Origin of the sequence: Taibaiella chishuiensis (assembly GCF_003014535.1) — a bacterium.
In the GTDB taxonomy this organism is placed as follows: Bacteria; Bacteroidota; Bacteroidia; order Chitinophagales; family Chitinophagaceae; genus Taibaiella; species Taibaiella chishuiensis.
Genome location: NZ_PYGD01000001.1, coordinates 1,625,427 through 1,645,437, shown reverse-complemented (window position 1 = coordinate 1,645,437; position 20,011 = coordinate 1,625,427). Strand labels below are relative to the sequence as shown.

Genomic DNA, 20,011 nt, shown 5'->3' with positions numbered 1-20,011 from the left:
GTCAATACAACAACGTCACATTACCCTCATATTGCTCGGTGCCCCCGTTATTGAAGGCCACCTCCACGAGGTACATATAAACGCCGGCCGGTTGCAGTATGCCGTTGAAACGCCCATCCCATCCTCTTCCGTTTGTATTCATCGTTTGGAATACCGGTTGTCCCCAGCGGTTAAACACCTGCATCTTAAATGCCGCGACGCCGCGGGCCAGCAACTGACGGGGAAAGAAATAATCATTGACCCCGTCGCCATCTGGCGTAAATGCATTGGGTAGGTCGGTATAACAATCTTTCCGCACTTCGATATCGTCAATGGTCGTACAACCTGCACTGTTCGTTACTTTCAGGTTATAATGTCCCGGCGCCGGAACATGCAGTGCTGCCGTGGTGTCGCCGGTACTCCAAAGGTAACGGTCGCCCGCATTACCCGGTATCGTGTTAGCGAGGAGTAAAGCTTTGCCTTGAGGGCACATCGCAGTATCAGGCCCGATATATACTACCGGAGGGTCATATACGATTACCGAGTCCTGCCAGCTGAGCCCGCCACAGGCACGGTAGGCAGCCTCCAGCCGGATGTAGTATTTGCCTGCCTGATCGTAAGCATGTACGATTTGTCGTGGTCCGGCCATATTGTTCTGGTCGCCAAAGTCCCAGGCTAGCCCCGTATTGCCTTCCCCGGCATTACGGACTGCCCAGCGGAGCTCTTCGCCGGTACACAGTATATGCTGGTCGGCCAGGATATCCAGGTAAGGTGTACTGTCTACCATTACCATCACATAGGCGGTATCGAGGCAAGCCAGGCTGTCTTTTGCGACGAGCATTACCCGGTATGCGCCACCGGCCCGGTAACGATGCGTGGGAGCAGACAGCGCAGATGTGGCCCCGTCGCCAAAATCCCAATAAAAAGTTCCGGGCTGTAAACTTACCACAGCATGATTGACAAAGGTTGCCAGGCTATCCTGGCAGAGGGTATCCTCAGTTAAGCGGAAAGCAGCGATAAGCGGATGGCGCGTGTCGACCGGCTTGATAACACTATCTACACAGTGATCGTTGCGTGCCACCAGTTTAACGGAATAAAGGCTTTGTGGCCGGAACACATGTACCGGGTTGATGACACTATCGGTATGCCCATCGCCGAAACTCCAGGTCGGCGCTGCGCCTGCGGTAACCGTACCCGCAAAATATACGGTATCTTCCCGGCAGGCAGGCTGCAGCCTGAAAGTAAAGCGGGGATTGACGGATTCGTCCCGTGCCAATATAGTTGCACTGTCTGAAAGCGAGCAGCCGCCCCGGTTCGCAGCCGTAGTAACGGTGAGCCCAAAGGTTGTAGTTCCGGTGGGCGGTTGGATAACGGGATTAAGGGTATTGGCCCCGGAGAAAATCGCGGTGACCGGCGACCAGGCAATTGTATAATTGATCCAGGGTTGTGTGCGTGTTAATTGCCCGTACAGGGTAAAGGTATCGGTATTGCTGCAGGCGTATACCGTACGGTCGGGCCCGGCATTGACCAGGGGCGCGGGCACAACACGAAAAGTATCATGGATAGCGCCCACTCCGCAGTACAGCGGGTTCTTCCAGGAGTGCAGTACCACGGTAGCCATACTGGTATCGGTCACCTGGAATACAGGTCCGTTGCCACTCACTGTTGCCGTACCACTGACCACCGTATAGGAGTAAGGCGCAATGCCCTTGGCCTTAAGCGGTACGGCTGTTCCGGGTTTACAGGCAAAGACCGTATCGTTGGCCGGCTTGATAACCCCTCCAACCTGGCAGGATCCGAAATCGAAGGAAGCTGGGAAATTGCCGGTAACCGGGCTCACGGTTATCGAAGTAGCGGATAGATTGATCGTGCCCTGGTATAATTTGTCGGTATACAGCATCAACAGGTCTCCATTGATCGCAAGACCAAAACCAACGCCAACCGCAGGCGCCCCCGTAACGTTCCATTGATAGGCCAATACCCCGGCAGCGGTGTACTTCCGCAGCCAGCCGGGATTGCCGCATTTCATAATATAAAAATTGCCTTCGCAATCGGCTACAAGATCGAAAGGTCCTGATGCGTTGAAATCTGTTACTGTAGTCAGGAATGTAGCGTTGGCTGTGCCATCGTACCGGTAAATATTGCCCGTGGCGGCATCCAGGCTATAGATATAGCCGCCCCCCGCACCGATATTGATCGCAGATGCGCCGGCTGTATGGCCGGTATAGACCCAGTCAGCCCCATCGTAGTAATAAAGCTTCGTCGTATTGTTTTCAACGGCATAAAAGGTAGGAGAAGGCCCGGTCGTCGCATTGATATTCTCGCTTACGGCGAGCCCGATGAAACTAGAGTCGGGGACAATGGTATTCAGCGAGGGGTTGGTTGCGGACAAAGGCAGGTAAGGATCCCAGTTGTAGATACGCTCCGCTACATACAAAGCCCCCAGCACCACGCTACCCGAAAGCGAATAAACAAGATTGCTGTCCGATGAGCAATCGGGCAGTTGAGCCCGGGTACCGGTACTCTTGCCAAGCATAAGCAAAATTAATAACGCAAAAAAAGAGAGACGCAGGTGCGTGGTCATCCTGGTAAATTTTACATGTTTTCAAAGTGCATTTTGTCTCGTAGGAACATCACCATTGCCGTATTCTTCGCCCGATCAATAATTCAAACATAACACACATTTTTACCCGGTGATAGCCATTTATTGCAAATTGATTTGAAGTAATGTTAAGTGATACCCCGCGCATTAACCGCAATTAACACTCCGGTTTCCGGACTGTAACATTGACGACAACCCAAAACGATTACAAACAGAATTTACAGGAATCGATCCGGGACAGGGAGGCCGGGCAAGGCCGCGCCTGCCGGGATCTTAACACAGGCGCCGCATAAAATAAAGACAAAAATGTCTTTTATTAAAAAAACAGGCCGTACCTTTGTCTTATGCAAACGGAATACGTCCTGGACACAGGCGCCGGCATTGCATCGTAATTGTATTTTAAAAAGCCCGTTATCCCTGCATGAGTATTTTTTCAAAAACCTGTGAATACGCTTTACGCGCAGTATTTTACATTGCCAGTAAAACGGTCGACGGCAGCAGAGTGGGCATCAGGGAGATTGCGAAAAACGTAGACTCCCCCGAACACTTTCTCGGGAAAATACTACAGGACCTGAGCCGCAAAGGCATTATCGACTCGGCAAAAGGCCCCAATGGCGGCTTTTTCCTGACCCGGCAGGCACTTAAAAGACCAATATCGGATATTGTCTCTGCCGTAGACGGCGATAATATCTTTACTGGCTGCGGTATGGGACTAACCTATTGTTCCGAGATCAACCCCTGTCCTTTACACCATGAATTTAAAAAAATCAGGAACCGGATCACAAAAATGCTGACCGGTACAACCATAGGACAATTCAACAAGGATCTGTTGCTGGGCAAAATACTCCTGAAAAAGCCCTGATCTTTTCCAGGCCTAATAAAAGATAAAAAGATATTTATATACTTTGTTTATTTCAACAAAAACAACCGAGATGACGAAAGAACAAAAAGCGCTGATTAAAGCCACCGTACCGGTTTTACAGGAACACGGCGTATTACTGACCAAGCATTTCTACCAACGCATGTTTACCCACAATCCCGAACTGAAAAACATGTTCAACCTGGGCAACCAGCAAAACGGGAAACAACAAACAGCGCTGGCCATGGCCGTACTGGCCTATGCCGAACAGATCGACAACCCGGGCGTACTGATGCCCGTGATCAATACTATAGGACATAAACATACCAGCCTCGACATCCGGCCGGAGCACTACCATATCGTTGGCAAACACCTGCTAGCCTCTATTTCGGAGGTGCTGGGTCCCGATGCCACACCCGAACTTTTAGCCGCATGGAAGGTCGCCTATGAACAACTGGCGAAAATCATGTCGGGCCATGAAAGCACATTATACAGCGACCAGGTCAACAAAACCGGCGGCTGGAGCGGCTGGCGGCCCTTTATCGTCAAAGACAAGGTAAGAGAATCGGCGGAGATCACCTCTTTCTTCCTGTACCCGGCCGATGGCGGTACGGTAGCAGATTTTATCCCGGGTCAATACATAAGCATCCGGATGTTCCTGCCGCAACTGAACCTGAGCCAACCCCGGCAGTACAGCATCTCCAGCATGCCCAACGGTACCTATTATCGTATTTCGGTAAAAAAAGAAACGGGTAGTTCACACCCTTCGGGTATCATCAGCAATACCCTGCACGACGAAGTAAAGATCGGCGACAAGATCGACGTATCGGCGCCGGCAGGCACCTTTATGCTGGATTCGGACCGGAGCCGCCCCCTGTATTTTGTAAGCGGTGGTGTAGGATTAACCCCCTTGATGTCGATGCTGGAAACAGCCCTGAAAGACAACCCGGGTCAGCAAAAGACCTGGATCCATGGCTGCAAAAGCAGTGATGCACATGCATTCAAGCGCTGCCTTGCTGAGTGGAACAATAAATACAATGAGCTGGATTGCCATATATTTTATGATGAAGCAGCACCGGTAATAGCGGCTATGCGGCAATACCAGGGTTGGGTAGATCTCGGGCTGATCTCCGGTATACCGAACCAGAAAGCGGATTATTACCTCTGCGGACCGGCAGCATTTATAAAAAAACACTATGACTTTTTAACGGAGCAAGGTGTTCCCAAAGAAGCCATCCGGTTTGAAGAATTCGGACCGGCCTCGCTCGAGATCCATTAAGCGGTAACAAGAGCATTTATCCCGCCCCCCGTCCTGTATGTACCGGATCACCCGCGCATACAGGACATTTTCAGTATGGCTATGTACCCGGTGCTCCGCCGCATGTAAGGTTATATACCGGCTAATTTTTGCAGGTAATCCGCTACGTACTTTTCCTTGTCCTTCGTTTTGTATTGCATGACATACCTCGGGTGTTCCAGCGGAATTACTTTTCTGAAAAAACCTTTACGGTTATTAAGGTCCAACAGGTAACGGTAATTTTTTCCGGTACCGAGGCAGTATACCGTATCGGTTATACAGCCTATGCGGATCTGTTCACCTATATTCCATTCAATAAAATCCTGTACGGCCCGTTGCAAAGGCATGCTATCGTAGTAGTTGTAATTCTTCACCTTACCCCGGTCATCCGCTATCACAAAACCCAGCGGGCAAACGGAATTGATATAGAACCGGTCGTAAAAAGCCTCCGGTCCCCCATAGGCGGCAATCACATCGTAAATGAATACTGAAGAAGGCTCATGCAGCATAGGCCCGTCAAACTCCAGGCCACAGACCTCTTTCAGCCTTTTGGGATCGGTAAAGGGAATACCGGTAGCGCCCGCCCCCAGGCGACCGGGATTGATACCGAGGATCAATGTTCTCGGGTTGTGGTCCTGGTAATATTTATCATAAAAGGAACACGCCGTCCGGTACACGCTTTCTTCTTTGAAAGGATTCATGATCCCGATCTTATCCGGCAAAGTGCCTTCGAAATGCAAGGCCTTGTTGAAGGCATTGACCCTGCCTGAAAAGACCTGTTGTTTTTTCGCCATTGCTTTTTGTTTTGATAAAATGCCGCTTAGCTTTTAATCGCTCTTGTAGCCAGGAAAGTAGGCAGGTATTGGTCGACCAGGAACCTGGGCTGGGGTTGTTCATCCTCCAGGAAACCCGCAACGAGGAAGCCTGCGGCAAGCTGTCCCCCGACCAGGTCGGTTAACGAATGGCCGAACACCAGGGCTTCTCCACGGGCTATTTTCCGTTCGAGTTGATCCGGGTCGAGATCGGTCATATCGGCATAGGGTATTTTATATTTCGGATGGATCAGCCCTTTATCCTTAAAGGCCGGGTCGCGGTCGCCGATAAAGATCACCGGGTTATAAAAGCTGGCGAGCAGCACGCCGCCGGGTTTCAGCACCCGGTAACACTCCCGCCATACGGGGTTTACATCGGGCACATAATGATTGGAGATCGGGTGAAAGACCAGGTCGAAAGTCTCCTCTTCAAATACTCCCAAGTCGCGCATATCGCCTTCGACGGTCTGCAGGTCCAGGTGATCGCGGTCGGCCACCATACGGTCCTGCGCCAGCTGCCCGGGCGAGAGATCGAACACCGTTACCTGCGCGCCCAATGCCGCCAGCAGCGGCCCCTGTTGTCCGCCTGCCGAAGCCAGGCAGAGGATCTTTTTGCCTTTCACCTCACCCAGCCATTCTTTGGGCAGGGGTGTAGGAGTCAGGTATAAATCCCATTGTCCGCTCCGTGCAGCTTCGATAAGGGCGGAGCTTAGGGGTTGCGACCAGGGACTCTGCGTTTGCGCCTGTTTATCCCAGGATGATTTATTATGTGCCAGGAAGGTATTGTCTGTGATCTGTTTCGCCATGTTCCTCTTGTAGTTTGATGAGTACTCCGGCAAATATAGGACAAAGCTCTTTGTTCAAACACGCTTCCGCTGCAGGCTATAGCAGCAGCGATAATACAACCATCTACCAACAGGTTCGATGCGACAAAGGCCGGGTACGTCTCATTTTTAAACCGGCAAGGATTAAACTGATGGCATGGAGAACGCTATACAAACACGATCCGGCCAGGACCGGCCAGGTAGCTTCTTTATGCCAGGTGCCGCTCCTTGAACGCTTCGATAGCCCTCAATGCCACGGCATTCTGCGCCTCCGCCGCTTTTCCCAGTATATCCTTTTGTAAGGTGCGTTCTACCTTACTCTTGTCTTTAAGCAGGAGGAGTTCATGCTCATGAACTTTATCCCTGATCTCTTTTTGTTTTGCCAAATAGTCTGTAGTCTTTTCGTCCAGCTCCAGTGCATAGTCCTCCTCGCGTTTCTTGATGGCCGTATCATAAGCCCCGGCCGGAGTTGCTATTTTGGCTAACGTCGGGAGAATTTCAATCGTAAAAAACAGCAGGCGCAACAGCCAGAGAAAAAACAGCATACCTTCGTTGGCATACTTCGTCTTCTTTATATATATTTTCTCAGCCGGGGGGCCCTTGGTTTGAATAGAATCGGCCACATAAGTAACTTTCAGCTTGGCAGCATTTTCCAATGCGATATAATCCCGGATAAAGCTTTCTTTCTGCAGTGAATCAAGCGTATTGGCCATCTGGTCGGCTATCTTACTCTTTTCGATTATCTTTTTAGTAAGCTCGGCGGCACTGGTTTGCTGCTCTATTTCAATTTTCTTCTGTTCTGCGATATAGGCAGCACAACGTGCATTTTGCCTGGCGATTACATCCTGGTACTCGGTATTGATCTTGTTGAAATTGCCGATTGCCCCCTGGTAGGCAGCACTTCCGCGGTAGGCCGCAGCCGTATTGGGCTGGCCCGAATTGAACAATGCCCTGTACTTCCTCACCACCTCGTCCTTCCGGATACCTTTGGCCCGCCAATCGGAGAACAGCGCTTTTCTCTGGTTTTCGAGGTTGCTGTATTCAGGATCTGTACCACAGTCGCCTGCGTTTTCCCGCGCCTTATTGGCCGCATCTGTTGCCTGCGTGCCCAGGCCCTGATCCGTATCGATACCTTTTGAAGATCTCATGAGCGAACGGTACTCCAGTACAGTAGCCTCTTTATCGATCATTTTCTGTTCTTCGATTTTATCCCTGAAAATCAATAGCTCCAAAGGGATAGAAATAACAAAAGCGATTAAGCCACCCAGCACGGCACGGCCACCAAACTGGAACCAGAAATTCTGCTTGGGATTATCCGGATCTTTTTTAAGCGTAATCACCAAAGTACGGTCGATACTGAAAATAAGTAAACCCCAGACCATTGCAAATACAATGGTCACAAACGGACTTTGACTGAAATACCAGCCGGCATAGCCCCCTGCAAGCATCGCAAATACGGTTGTCATAAAAATGGTAAAGCCAACACCAGCCTGCCTGTTGTAATCGGTCGGACAGTCCTTAAGTATACTTATTTCGGCGCCGGAAAACAACCAAAAGAAGTATTGCAGCTGCGTATAGGGCTGATGCCCCGATCTTGTTGATTCAGTCATAACTCATTTTGAAATTTTCAATTATTTGGAAAACAGGATAGTATTTTGACTTCCTGTAGAAGAAGGTCAGTCCGAAAGGTAATATGCCGATAAAGCTGCTGACTATAGCCATAGCGATCGTTATCACACTTACGGTATGATCGCGGAAGGATAAAACATACAGCAAATCTTTTTTCGGCCACAGGCTTTTACTGTGCAGAGGTCTTAATATGGCGTCTATCTGCATTTCGGTACGAAACAGGTAATTGCTGATGATCATTGTTTGTAAAAAAGCAATAAGGATCAGGCAGGACGAGATCGCCAAAAGGGCCTTCCAACTTCTTTTACGATGCAGCCAGGCATCGGATTTGCGGATGAGCTGTGCCTGTAAAAAGGCCAGCAGACATGCCAAGGCCAAATCGCTCCACCAATGCGACCAGTTGACCAGCGACAAGGCAACATAACCGGAACAAAATGAAAGTAAGACCGGGAACCAAGCGATGTACCTGATGAATGAAGCACCGGATTGCAGTGTGGGACATTCTTTCAAGGCTTCCGCATCGAAAGCGGAAAGTTTAAAAACATTTCGATTCATGATTTACTATAAAGAAACCTAACCAGGCTTTTAAATGATACCGATGGTTTACGTGTTCTTTTTGCCTCGCGGAATGCCTGTTCAAACAGGGTTTGCTCCATAACCCTGGCGCCCAATGACAAGTCAAAATCCGGTAGCTTTATTTGCGGCAGCGTAATTACCGGGGCGGGAAGCTCTTTGACGCTTACCTCTAATTTGCGCTCCAGCACGTTATGCAACAAGTCGGAAGCAATAAGTTTAAAGTATCGCGTATCCTTACGGGTTATCACCTCCAGGCTGCTTTCGTGTGTCACCTCCGTCCGAGTTCCGAAATTATCTTCAATAAAAACCTGGTCGGCATATGCAACATCCCAGGTCAGCCTAACCGGCAGACTCTCCACCACAAATTTCATATCCGACTCGAAACTCCGGACTTCAACTTTACGATAGACTTTAAGCTCCAGATCCTGTTCCAGCAGCGTTATACCGTCCATTGCCTGAACAAGCAATTTATAAACGGTAGTTTCCGAGGGGCGTACGTTTTTTTCGCCGGCAGGGCCGATTGCCTCTCTCACATCCCCATAACATAACTCCACCTTACTGGCAGTGGCTACATCCCACACCAGCTGCGTCTCTTCGCCCCAGGCAAGTTTTCCGCGCCGCACCTTAAACACCTTGATTCCGGGCGCAGGCAGTAACTCCTGTTCCAATATCAATTCCGTGCTGCCTACTTCGTTTTCCGCAACGATCTTATACGAAGCCTCTGTAGCATCCCGTTCCTGCATACCACTCAGCGCCACCGGCCCGATACCGCTTATGGAGACTGCAGCCGCGTTTTTCGTACTCCAGGAAAGCGCGAAGCGCCCTCCTTTCAATACCTTCTCCTTGTCTGTCTTGAAAAAAATGATCCCGGGCCGCTCCAGCACAACCCTTATCGACTTATAACAGGAGGCCACTTCATTGGCCATGCATAAAGTGATATCCTCGCCGTTCCTGAGCCCTTTTAGTATCTGTGTCCCTTTTCCCGAGGGCAGTTCTACCCTGGCGCCGGTTCTCAATACGGCCACCCGGTCGGCATGATCCACATCCCAGCAAATGCTGACCTGGCCAAAAACATCCGTAAGTTCATAGCTGAAGGTTTGTAACGCAGGAGGCCATGCGCCACATATCTCACAGGCAGTAGCTATACTGCTGTTGACATGTTCGTCGTTATTACAGATCCAGGTATCTCTATACATGATATGTGCTATTTATCGGTGTTCAATCCCCTTACCCGGAGTCCTCCGCTCTTCGGTTTCATAGCCTCCGGGGTCCTATCCACGGCGGCTTCCGGCCGGAGATTTTTGCTCATGACCAACTTCGACGTGGTAGTGCCCGCAACACCTTCTTTTGTTTCTGTAATAACCTCCTTCGTGATATCGGGGTCTTTCAGTTGACTGAACGTTTCTGTTATAGAAGGGCGTTTGTCTTTATCTGCCTGCAACATGGACATCAGCAATGCCCGGAGCTTCCCGGTACGGCCACCGCCCTTAAGCTCCGGTGCTATACCGCGATTGACGGCTTCCCAGGTATATTGGCAGGCTTTGGGGAAACCGGGTTTTTCGCCGGTCAGGTATTCCGTAAAAATTACGCCCAATGCAAACAGGTCCGACTGAACGGTAAGCCGGGCTTTGTCTTCGCCCGTTTCTCCCGATTTAATATAGTGCGCCAACTCGGGTGAGTAATATTCGGGAGTGCCCACTACCTCCTCTTTATTTTCGGGCGGCAGGCCCGAAAAGTAACTGTTATCGAAATCGATAAGCTTGGTTGTATAACCACCGGTTACCGTTTGTTTGATCAGGATATTGTCCGGTTTCAGGTCTCCGTGGACGATCCCCAGATCATGCAGGATCTTGACGCTATGCGTTACCGTTTTCAATATGATCAGGATCTTTTCGAGCGGAAGCTTTGCGATATCCCGGGTAGACAGGGATGCGATCTCTATTTTTTCCGTGACTTTATAATAAGAAGTTCCGTCCCGGAAAAAGTCGATGGCATACACTAGGTTGCCTCCAAAGCCACATTTACTGCCGATGGCATCATTGAGCTTTTTATGATGCATTTCAAATTCATCACACTGCTTTTGCCGCCGGGCAAGGGTTGCCGCACCGCCGGGAGCCCCGGCTACCGGGTATTTCGGCGACAGGAACTCTTTGATAAAGTATTCGGTCTCCCCCTCTCTTGCGAAGGAAACCTTACTCATACCACCCGCCACTATAAAATCCCGGAGAATCTCATATCCTCCGATTACATCTCCCTGCTTCATAACGGTTCTTTATTAAAATGTACATAATTCACCTCCCTGTATTTATGCCACAGCTCTTTATAGGTCTTCTTCTGGTGCGCCTTCAGGTCCTCCAGCTTCAACAGTGCCGATTCGATCTCCTGTATAGTTTGCATATAGTCCCGGTACATGGTTTCTGTTCGCTCCCTGAACAGTTCTTTTATCGCAGTGAAGGAGGAATGCTCCATGCCGGCTAATCTCAGGGAAAGGGTAAAATCATCGCCGGATACCGCTTGCAGCGCCGAGGTAATATGTTCCTTCCAGTCTTCTGCGGAAGATGCCCGGGACAAGCTATCCAGCAACAAATGCTCAAAATGCATGGGCGTGGGAAAGTACCCGAAACATCCGTCTGTTGCGGCGAGCAGGAAGAAGGGATATGCCATAGACACATGGAGGCTATTAATCGTATAATCATCTCCCAGGTAAACGACATTGGACATCGGGGAATCGCGTTCGATATTACCATAAGGGTCATTACCCAGCGCCAGATCGTCCTTCGTCAACTGGATCAAACCTTGTACAGGATTCAAAGCATAAACCCTGGAATCGCCTGCCCAGAGCACGTCTATGGTTGCCTGGTCCGCTGCTTGCGTAACCAGGCCCAATGCCAGCGTGGTGGGGAAGGTCCGGATCAGGGAGCTTCTCAATTTTGTCGGTTCAAACTTTTGCGATTTTAACCGGGCCTCCAGTTGTTCCTTTATTTTCTGTTTCAGTTCGGCAATCATCGTGTCATCGACCCGGATGTCCTGCATACCGGTCTTTCCGAAGTATTCGTTTACAACGTCCCTCACCCCACGGGAAGCGACATATGCGCCTGTATGCGCAATGCCGTTTTCTTCATATACCGTACTCCCCGAACCACCCAGGCCGTCGAATACCGCGACCAGGAATTGTATCCCGTTATCCGCGATAAGATTGATCGGGGGCGCATCTTCTCCTGCGCCTTCTTTTTTGGGTACATCTATTTCAAAGTTCATGATAAAGCCCGTATTTAAATACTATTGATAATTGCACTCATAATCGTTTTATAATCCACATCGGCCAGTCCCTGTCCCGCCTTCGACGGGTAGTGTACCGTGTTTTCCCAATGTGTGGCAATATCGGTCCAGGCATTACAATCCGGTGCGAATATAACCAGGCGCTTTGCCGAACGGTTGCTCATATAAGTCTGGCCGTCCCACCAATCCGTCAACTCGTTAAAGTCAGCAGGCATACCTTCCGGATAGTTTTCGCCAGCACCATGCCTGCTTTTCTCGAGGGGATGAGTAGAAGCATCGGACCATACGACGATGATATGCCGCTGCCGGTCTCCTTCCCTTACCCAGTCGGACCTCATGGCAAGCGCTAAAGCTTCGAGGCCATTTTCCGGCTCATCACCGCCGCCCTCGGGACGTAGGGTACGCACAAAGGATTCGAATTTACCGGCATCATTCTTTATGTCTATAAACTCGGTACTCAGGACGGCATCACTACCGTCGGCATAGAAGTCCCTGTAGGCAATTACTTTAATCCGGAGGGCTTCAACGTTCTTATCCTTTTCCTCCAAAGCCCGCTGTAAATCGGGGTACATTTTCAATGCATTTGATTTCACGGTTTCCAGTATACCGTGCATACTTCCTGTAACGTCGATACAGAATACAAGGTCTACATTGTATTTAAGTCCCTGGTTGCTCATATTTATGTTTGTTTTGCGTTTAAAGAAGAGATGACAATTTCAGATCGCGGCGGCAGGAAACCTGCTGTCCTTTTGTGTTTTAAGCAGTACGGTGATGGCCATACCTGTTTTTGTATTCCATAAGTTTTTGGCGAATGGCTTTTATGGTAAGATCCGCATTCGAGGGCGGCACTTTATAATCCTCATCGATGTCTCTCCTAAAAAAGAAGTTGGCCGAAGTCAGGTTGCCGCCCGATGTGTGCAGGCTTAACGTCTGGATACCTCTTACCATAGTTTTCTCCGCCCCTTTGTAGTAGTAGAAGGTATCTGCAGCCGTTTTTGTTTCCAGGTTGGTAATATCGCGATAAGGAAACTCCTGCGTACTATCCGACAGGATCTCGCCGAGTCCCAGGTCGAAGATGCACTTATAGGTTGCTATATTATGATCCGTAAGAAACAGCAGCAGGATATTGTGCTGGTTAAAACGCAGTACAAGGTCTCTTCCCGGGGCTATCGATGATGCGGCGCCCGGTCCGTCGATCCAGAAAGGATCTGCGCTGATGTCTTCTTCATCAATACCCAGCCTTCGTTTCGCCTCTTCCAGCACAATGCGGTAGCAGTCACTAAGCCATCCATCCATTTCCTTATCGGTAGCTTTGGGTTCCGAGCGCTTAAACTCAAACCAATATTTACGCGTAATCGTTATAAACTTTTTCAGCGCGGCGTATAAACCCAGCAGTCCAACGATGATGAACGCAATACCCGTTGCATCATCTTGCAGGTAACCTTTAATTATGAGCACTACCAGGCCAACCAATATAATGCCCCAAAACACATTTTTGGGTTTCGACGGTGTTGCCATAAAATATTTAAGTACGCGTTCCTTTCGTTCTTTCCGGCTATAGGTAGTCATATGTTATCCATGTTTTTGTTTGTGAAGCAACTCGCGCCATACCTGGCTTTGCGGCTCATTAAGATGACAGAGCAAATCATCCCTTTTGTCGGGGGGTAAAACGGCACCGGCAAGCAGTTCCCCGATCCCCGGAGCAGGTATCCTGAAGCCATTTCCCTGGTAGTAATCCTGTTTGATGATCGCAAGCAATATACTGGCGTGCCCGGCTCCCTTTTTATCCGGCACGGCAGGAGACAATATATCTTCCAATGCATGTACCTGCAGGCCATCCATTTTCCTGATCTTCCTGCCCCCGATAGTGGCGAGCGACAAATAGAACAGGGTATCGGCACCGGATGACGCAATCGTCTTGTGCCTCCGGAATTTCTCGACGGCCAGCGCATAGTTTTTTACGCGAAGTGCCGCTAGCCCTTCCTTGAAAAGGATTTTGTCCGTAGAGTCTGCCGATCCTATACCTTCAGGGTTGGCGCCTTTAATAACTTTTTGCACATCCCGCGATAAAGCGTCTGCCGCGGGTGCCAGATTATCGGGATCTGTCTGTATATGCTGGATGCCCCTCAGGTGATAAGAAAGATCGGCACGGTACTCAGAATCATCGAGCCGTATAATGATGGTCGGATGCAGTTTATTACGGTGCCGTATTTCCTGGATCACATCTGCCGACCGGTTACAATAATCGGAGTAGATCAAAACAAATACCCTGCTATTGCGGATCGCTTCCACTACCTGACTTTCAAACGGGATCCCGGTAGAGATACCGTGGCTGCTGGAAAGCGCCATCCAACTGACCCAACCGTTATGCTGCAACATATCATGCATGTAGCACGCAACATGCCGGTCCGGTTGGGTATAACTTATAAATACGTCGTTTAGCATAATGAAGCGTAAGGGTATACGTGTTAATGATGAACAATGGGACAAAACTAACAGGCATTAAAAAAATACCATATACCTATCGATAGGTAGTTTTAAAAACCGGCGCCAGCATACTCCGGGACCAGGCACTCCGGAGCGACACCGCTCCTCCGCCTAAAAAACACGCTGCATAAGACTTTCAATAGTCCCTAACATCAGGCCGGACAATATAATGCCCAACGCATCATCCCGTCGATCACGAAATAACCGGCTACAAAACCGGGATATTTATGTCGCCATCAACAGGAAAGGAAGGACAAGCTTTAAGCTTCGTGTAGTTAACAACCAGGAAAAGGCAGCTCAGGCCAACAGGCGTTCCGATGCCTGTATGTATACGGTACTTCGTTTGCCATTTGCAGTTCTATGTTCGTCCTTACAAATTATCGTTTTGCACAATATGTAATCAGTCATAGGTTGAATACCGCTACATTAGCGTATCCATTAACCTAAAAAATTATTATTTCATGAAAAAACTACTGTTAGCAGCAGTTGCTTTAGCCGGCGCTTGCGGCTTTACACACGCCAATTCAGTAACCGTTCGCAACCTTACGGGCTGTACCTTTACCTTAGACTTCAGCTCTATAATGATGACCATGGCTCCCGGCGAAACCATCGTCACTTCCGCTCCCGGAGCCGCTGATCTTACCGTTTGTAAAGTCATCTATAACGATGGCTTACCAGGCCGTATCTCTATCGGTGCAGGTATCGTGCCCGGTTACGTTTCTTACGCCAATAGTCTTTCGTCTCCCAATAATCCGCCTTGCGTTACCAACGGTTTTTATTCCGTAGCCTGGTCGCAGTCGTCGCCAACGGCAGATGCGCAATTGATGATATTCTAATAGCGATCAAACACAAAGCCCGGCCACTTTATAAGTGACCGGGCTTTTTTTAATAACAGGAACCTGCTCCTGCTGCGCCAGGATTTTTTTTTCACCCGGCTGCAGAAAAGAGTTGTTGCAACAGAACCGGCAAGCAATGTGCTTTTCTTCGTATTTGCGTATTAACAACCGCTCCTTATTTTTTAACCGTACAAATTTTATTAAATGAAACGATTATTAACAGGCGTCCTCGTCCTGCTCTTTAGTTCGGGCATGGTCCACGCCAACAAAATCACGGTCTACAACCTGACGGATTGCATTTTTATGGTTAAGCTCCGCTCAGATGTTCCTTTTCCCTACTATATCCTCCAGTCTGTACCGGGAACAGTTACCGCCCAGTCTACGACTGCGAACAATTTCATCTCCGGATCGGCCATCTATAACTATGGCACACCGAATGCCATTTCAATCGAAGCGGGTTTTACCCCCTTGTTCCCTTCCTATGCCAACAGCTCCCTTTTAATCAACGATATGCTTTGCGTTGCCAATGGTTATTATACGATCTTCTGGCAGCAACAATCGTTGACCGCCGATATACAACTGGTCATATTCTAAGCGGCTGCCCGGCTGCCCGGTCAACCGGGCAGCCGCATCATGGACGGGTAATAGCGTCAAACCCTTAAGCGGCTTTACTCCGGTGCATCCAGGAAAAAATCGGGGGCGCCCGCTTTAGTAACCGAAAGGTCTAAAGCACACTTGCCACCGTTCTTATATACCTCATATTCCCGGGCCAGCCACTGTGCCAGTTCCAGGCTGTAGTCCTTCTTCTTCCGGGCCGGCCACCCGGAATCATAAGCCCGGCCACGCAACTGTTCGGCCGCCATTACAAACCTATCGTCAGGATAAAGCCTACCGGCCTTGCTTTCGGTAAACTTCAGACCATTGAGCCCCTCACACAGAAAGCGGCAGGTATAATCGCTGCGGGCCTGCAGCAGTTTTTTGACAAAGCCACAATAGTATTCCCAATCCATCATGCTTTGAAAATGTTCTTTAGCCAGTATACCTTCGGCCAATTGCCGCGCCGCCGGATCAGGAAGTGCCAGCAGCAGATCTATAACGTGCGGATAATAGGTGGTACCGTCGCATTGCTTCAACAGGGCCGTTAAGCGCTGCATCGCCATTGTATAAGCGGCAGGATCATTTTTTACAAGAAAAAGCGAAGTCCACAACACGACCCAATTGTCTGCAGCGTCCTTATGCCAGCGGCTTACCGTGGCATTATTTTTTATGCTTCCTTTTTCAAACATAACACGGGCCATCACACCTTGCTGACTGGGCCAGCTACCACCGGTAAAATCATCAAACCGTTTTTCCAGTACGGGAACGACCACACTATCGCCTGCGTTAACAGCCGAAGCCAGCGCTTTATTAAACTCCTGCCAGGCATCTGTTTCATAAAGGATTTGCCGGGTTATTCCCGCGGCGTCAAGATCTCTATGTTCATCACACCAGGCGGCTATCCTGGCTACCAGCTCTTTTTGCTGCGCAGCATCCAGCTTATCGAAATCGCCGTTACGAACAAACCGTTTTTGCGTGATATCGAACAGCAGGTCGTTTACCACCCAGCTTAAGCGATGCAACGTACGCCCGGGTGCAAAGTTCCGGAAATAAGAATAGGACGGGATATAGGCGCCCTCCGGCATTAAAGGCAGGAGCAGCTTAAGCTCCTGCGTATTGAGGTGCATTGCTTTTAGCTCGTTATAGGGATTCAGTACGGCGTATCGTCCGGCAGGCTCCCAGTAATCGCAATCCTTCTTTTCGGTACAATAAGCATAGGAAACAGCAACCTGGTCCATGGTATAACTGATACCGGCCGGCTGCCCGGGCTGGATGCAATTGATCAGGCGCAGGCGGTCTGCCAGGAATTGAATTTGCCCGGTCCTGTTCAGGGTTTGCTTTATACTATCCCATGCTTTATATCCGGGCAAACGGAACGTCATAAAATCATCGGGGCGCCCCCGGAGCTGTGCCGTAAGCTTTACAATTTCCGGCTGGTAAGGGTAGTCCTTAAACACCGGTTTGCTTAAATGAGTACCGAACTGTATTGCTTTTGCATAGTTGCGCTCTTCGGTATAAGCTTTGAGCATCGCATCAAAATAAAAAGTACCTACATTGGTAATTATCGTTGCGCTGTCGGGGAAGATATTATTCCTGCTCAGCAAACGGCGCGCATCATCGGATCTTTCTTTTTTGTGGAACCATAAAGCGGGCAAATAATTATAAGCCCAAACCGCTGTCCAGGCATCGTATACAGGCTCGTCCAGGTAAGCCCCGATGTCCTTGCTGTGGTGGGCAAACGCCTTTGTACCCACGATATGCGCACTGGCGATGTGCATTTCCCGCCCCTGGTCGCAGAGAAAATCAATACCGTCTTTGTTGCGGGATATAATCCAGCCCCAATACACGGTACTTTGCCGTTTATTACGACTGCTATGTAATACCATAAGCCGGTATAGGGTGTCGTAGCCGGCTATATCATAACCGGTAGCATCATCTATCAGGGCGATAGCTGCCTCGTAACTGTTGCCGTTCTTTTGCTGCGCAGGACAGGTATAATACATGCCACAACAGGCAAGCAGGCTAAGGAAGCGCAATGCTCTTATTACCGGCAGGCGCAGGCGTATTGCGGCGTTATACTTTTTATTCATCGTGACACGCAAGGGCTCCGCAAAATAACTAAAAACCAGGATTGGCGGTATGTTGTTTATTATTTCGGCGTGAGATGCTTCCTGCAGAGCAGGTTTAGACATTGCAGCACCCCTTGGCAGGAAACGCTACAGTGACACCCAATCCTTAAGTTTGTTCGACCGATAGCAATCGAAAGCTGATTCAATCTACACAGCCGTATTAAACGACTCCGGCAAACAAAATGAGCAGGGGCATAAAATGCACTTGTAGCTTCTGAACTTTGACATTCACCTAAACCACATTTTATGAAAAAAGGGAAATTAGCTTTGGACAAAAAACTTTTTTTAAGCAAAGGCATTATTTCCAGCCTGACCGTACAGGAAAAAGTTGTCGGTGGCGCCGCTACAGATTGGACAGTATCGGCTTGCTCTACACCCCAGGTAGCTTGCGCTACTGCCGGTTACACCTGCGGACCGGAATGCGGCGGTACCTGGACCACACGCACCCCTATTTGCTAAGCTTTTGTTGATGCGAAAAACTAAAAAAAGCAGGCCACCCCAACGGGTGGTCTGCTTTTTGGCTATTAATAGCGATCAGCAGCCTATTACAACAAGCGGGTACTTTCTATACTGCACATAGCTTCCTTTCGGAAAACACTGCGACGACAAGAACTGTAAAAGGAAGTTATCAAAAAAACCATGTGTTCGTACCGATAAAATAGCGCTTGGTCAAACGGGGCCGGTAATATTCAAACAACATACATACATTTAAATATCCATTAACCTCACAATTTTTATTTTATGAAAAGATTACTATTAGCTGCCGCTACCCTGCTGGGCGCCTATGGCACCACTACGGCCAACACCATGACCGTGCACAACCTGACCCCATGTACCTACACCTTGAGCACCAGCGCGGGCACCTTACTGGTGGTAGGCCCCGGCACGTATACCTTTACGTCCAGCCCCGACTTTGTTGCCACCAAGATCGTGTACAACTATGGTTTGCCAGGGTCTATCTCTATCGGTGTGGGCATTCCTCCGGGCTTTCCGCCTTATGCCAACAGCTCGGCTTACTCGCCTGGCCCGGCCTGCCTTACCAGCTCCAGCTTCTATACCTGTAGCTGGGCGCAGTCCACGCCTACCGCTGATGCTACATTAGTGATATTCTAACCAAAAGCACAAGCAACACAGCCCGGCCGATTTTATCGACCGGGCTGTTTCCATAATAACCGCATCTCACTTAATTTACCGCGCCCCCGGCATTCCCTCCTTCAGGCAAAAACAGCTACAAATCGCAACCTGGTCCGCTTCTTCCTCTTTTTTCTAGCTCAACCATTTAATTTTTGCGTCATGAAAAGATTCGTTTTAGCAGCATGCCTTATAGCCGGTGCTGCCGGCAACTCCCGTGCCAATTCCGTAACGGTAAATAACCATACGGGCTGTACGTTTACGCTGGATTTCAGCTTTACCCAATACGCTACAGCACCACCGGGTACGACATACATCGATCCCCTCTGGCAGGAAGACGACTTCATCGCCTGCAAAGTGACCTACGACTACTACTCGCCTAACCGGATTGTTCTTATCGTAGGCATATCGCCCAACTATAACACTTACGCAACCAGCGCTACCAACATGAACAATCCGCCATGTGTCAACGGCAATTTCTACTCTGCGATCTGGACCCAGTCTTCGCCTACTGCTAATGCAACCTTAATTATATTCTAAAACCCAAGCTTACGCTGCCCGGCCGGATTCACGATCTCCAGTACCCCTTACCGGACAGCAAACAATTGGCTTCCCGCGCAACGTCCTTCGCAGGGGATGTTGCGGGGGAGGGGCTATAGCCGCACTACAGGTATCCACCTATCTCGCAGCGTCCCTTACCAGGAGACACTGCGACGACAGAAGCGCACACTTCCCCGCGACGCCTCTCATAGAGGACGTTGTGCGGGGGAGCTATAGCCGCGCTACAGGTATCCACCTTTCTCGCAGCGTCCCTTGCAGGAGACGCTGCGACGACTGCAAATAATACTTTCCTCATTCTTCGCAGCGTACTTCAGGGAGATACTCCAACCACAACAAATGATCGACTTCCCCGCGACGTCTCTCATAGAGGGCGTTGCGCATGGGAGCTATAGCAGCTCTACAGGTATTCACCT

At 49.6% G+C, this 20,011-nt stretch carries 19 protein-coding genes; 7 read left to right on the top strand and 12 right to left on the bottom strand.

The features are described 5' to 3' along the window. Position 1: 1 nt before the first annotated feature. Positions 2 to 2,515, bottom strand: a complete 2,514-nt coding sequence (locus tag B0I18_RS06940) for a PKD domain-containing protein (RefSeq protein WP_181358358.1) — start codon at positions 2,513 to 2,515, stop codon at positions 2 to 4. Positions 2,516 to 3,002: 487 nt separating this feature from the next. On the opposite strand from B0I18_RS06940, the gene B0I18_RS06935 reads away from it, so the two are divergent. Together B0I18_RS06935 and hmpA are read left to right on the top strand one after the other, a co-directional pair. Continuing rightward, positions 3,003 to 3,443, top strand: coding sequence for an RrF2 family transcriptional regulator (locus tag B0I18_RS06935; protein WP_106521901.1), 441 nt, complete (start codon positions 3,003 to 3,005; stop codon positions 3,441 to 3,443). A 70-nt stretch (positions 3,444 to 3,513) separates the two neighbouring features. Then, entirely contained in the window at positions 3,514 to 4,719 is a 1,206-nt protein-coding gene (gene hmpA, locus B0I18_RS06930; protein ID WP_106521900.1) for an NO-inducible flavohemoprotein, read from the top strand. 110 nt (positions 4,720 to 4,829) lie between these two features. On the opposite strand, the gene B0I18_RS06925 is transcribed toward hmpA, so the two are convergent. The 10 genes from B0I18_RS06925 to B0I18_RS06880 form a co-directional block, all read right to left on the bottom strand. Then, on the bottom strand, positions 4,830 to 5,531 hold the full coding sequence (locus B0I18_RS06925) for a uracil-DNA glycosylase family protein (RefSeq protein WP_106521899.1): 702 nt from the start codon (positions 5,529 to 5,531) through the stop codon (positions 4,830 to 4,832). A 26-nt stretch (positions 5,532 to 5,557) separates the two neighbouring features. Then, the gene (locus tag B0I18_RS06920) at positions 5,558 to 6,355 is read right to left on the bottom strand and encodes a class I SAM-dependent methyltransferase (RefSeq protein WP_106521898.1); all 798 of its coding nucleotides are present in this window, start codon (positions 6,353 to 6,355) and stop codon (positions 5,558 to 5,560) included. A gap of 227 nt (positions 6,356 to 6,582) precedes the next feature. Next, positions 6,583 to 7,983, bottom strand: coding sequence for a DUF4407 domain-containing protein (locus tag B0I18_RS06915; protein ID WP_106521897.1), 1,401 nt, complete (start codon positions 7,981 to 7,983; stop codon positions 6,583 to 6,585). Then, positions 7,976 to 8,557, bottom strand: coding sequence for a hypothetical protein (locus tag B0I18_RS06910; RefSeq protein WP_106521896.1), 582 nt, complete (start codon positions 8,555 to 8,557; stop codon positions 7,976 to 7,978). The genes B0I18_RS06915 and B0I18_RS06910 overlap by 8 nt, the downstream gene beginning before the upstream one ends. Then, positions 8,554 to 9,774: a hypothetical protein gene (locus tag B0I18_RS06905; protein WP_106521895.1), complete on the bottom strand. Its 1,221-nt coding sequence runs from the start codon at positions 9,772 to 9,774 to the stop codon at positions 8,554 to 8,556. Before B0I18_RS06905 ends, B0I18_RS06910 begins: the two co-directional genes overlap by 4 nt. 8 nt (positions 9,775 to 9,782) lie before the next feature. Continuing rightward, positions 9,783 to 10,841, bottom strand: a complete 1,059-nt coding sequence (locus B0I18_RS06900; RefSeq protein WP_106521894.1) for a protein kinase domain-containing protein — start codon at positions 10,839 to 10,841, stop codon at positions 9,783 to 9,785. Further along, a complete protein-coding gene (locus B0I18_RS06895; RefSeq protein ID WP_106521893.1) occupies positions 10,838 to 11,836 on the bottom strand; it encodes a protein phosphatase 2C domain-containing protein in 999 nt (332 codons plus the stop codon). The genes B0I18_RS06900 and B0I18_RS06895 overlap by 4 nt, the downstream gene beginning before the upstream one ends. Positions 11,837 to 11,850: 14 nt before the next feature. Then, positions 11,851 to 12,534, bottom strand: a complete 684-nt coding sequence (locus B0I18_RS06890) for a vWA domain-containing protein (protein ID WP_106521892.1) — start codon at positions 12,532 to 12,534, stop codon at positions 11,851 to 11,853. A gap of 79 nt (positions 12,535 to 12,613) precedes the next feature. Further along, a complete protein-coding gene (locus B0I18_RS06885; RefSeq protein ID WP_106521891.1) occupies positions 12,614 to 13,426 on the bottom strand; it encodes a hypothetical protein in 813 nt (270 codons plus the stop codon). 3 nt (positions 13,427 to 13,429) lie between these two features. Next, entirely contained in the window at positions 13,430 to 14,302 is an 873-nt protein-coding gene (locus B0I18_RS06880) for a toll/interleukin-1 receptor domain-containing protein (protein ID WP_106521890.1), read from the bottom strand. Between the two features lie 503 nt (positions 14,303 to 14,805). On the opposite strand from B0I18_RS06880, the gene B0I18_RS06875 reads away from it, so the two are divergent. Together B0I18_RS06875 and B0I18_RS06870 are read left to right on the top strand one after the other, a co-directional pair. Continuing rightward, positions 14,806 to 15,180 carry a hypothetical protein gene (locus B0I18_RS06875; protein WP_106521889.1) on the top strand — a complete coding sequence of 125 codons (375 nt, stop codon included), beginning with the start codon at positions 14,806 to 14,808 and terminating at the stop codon, positions 15,178 to 15,180. Between the two features lie 204 nt (positions 15,181 to 15,384). Then, positions 15,385 to 15,774, top strand: a complete 390-nt coding sequence (locus tag B0I18_RS06870) for a hypothetical protein (RefSeq protein WP_146146675.1) — start codon at positions 15,385 to 15,387, stop codon at positions 15,772 to 15,774. 74 nt (positions 15,775 to 15,848) lie between these two features. On the opposite strand, the gene B0I18_RS06865 is transcribed toward B0I18_RS06870, so the two are convergent. Next, positions 15,849 to 17,867, bottom strand: a complete 2,019-nt coding sequence (locus tag B0I18_RS06865; protein ID WP_106521887.1) for a hypothetical protein — start codon at positions 17,865 to 17,867, stop codon at positions 15,849 to 15,851. A gap of 285 nt (positions 17,868 to 18,152) precedes the next feature. On the opposite strand from B0I18_RS06865, the gene B0I18_RS06860 reads away from it, so the two are divergent. The 3 genes from B0I18_RS06860 to B0I18_RS06850 all read left to right on the top strand — a co-directional run bounded on the left by B0I18_RS06860 (position 18,153) and on the right by B0I18_RS06850 (position 19,577). Then, entirely contained in the window at positions 18,153 to 18,365 is a 213-nt protein-coding gene (locus B0I18_RS06860) for a hypothetical protein (protein WP_106521886.1), read from the top strand. 282 nt (positions 18,366 to 18,647) lie between these two features. Further along, positions 18,648 to 19,019, top strand: a complete 372-nt coding sequence (locus B0I18_RS06855; protein ID WP_106521885.1) for a hypothetical protein — start codon at positions 18,648 to 18,650, stop codon at positions 19,017 to 19,019. A 180-nt stretch (positions 19,020 to 19,199) separates the two neighbouring features. After that, entirely contained in the window at positions 19,200 to 19,577 is a 378-nt protein-coding gene (locus tag B0I18_RS06850; RefSeq protein WP_106521884.1) for a hypothetical protein, read from the top strand. Positions 19,578 to 20,011 lie beyond the last annotated feature (434 nt).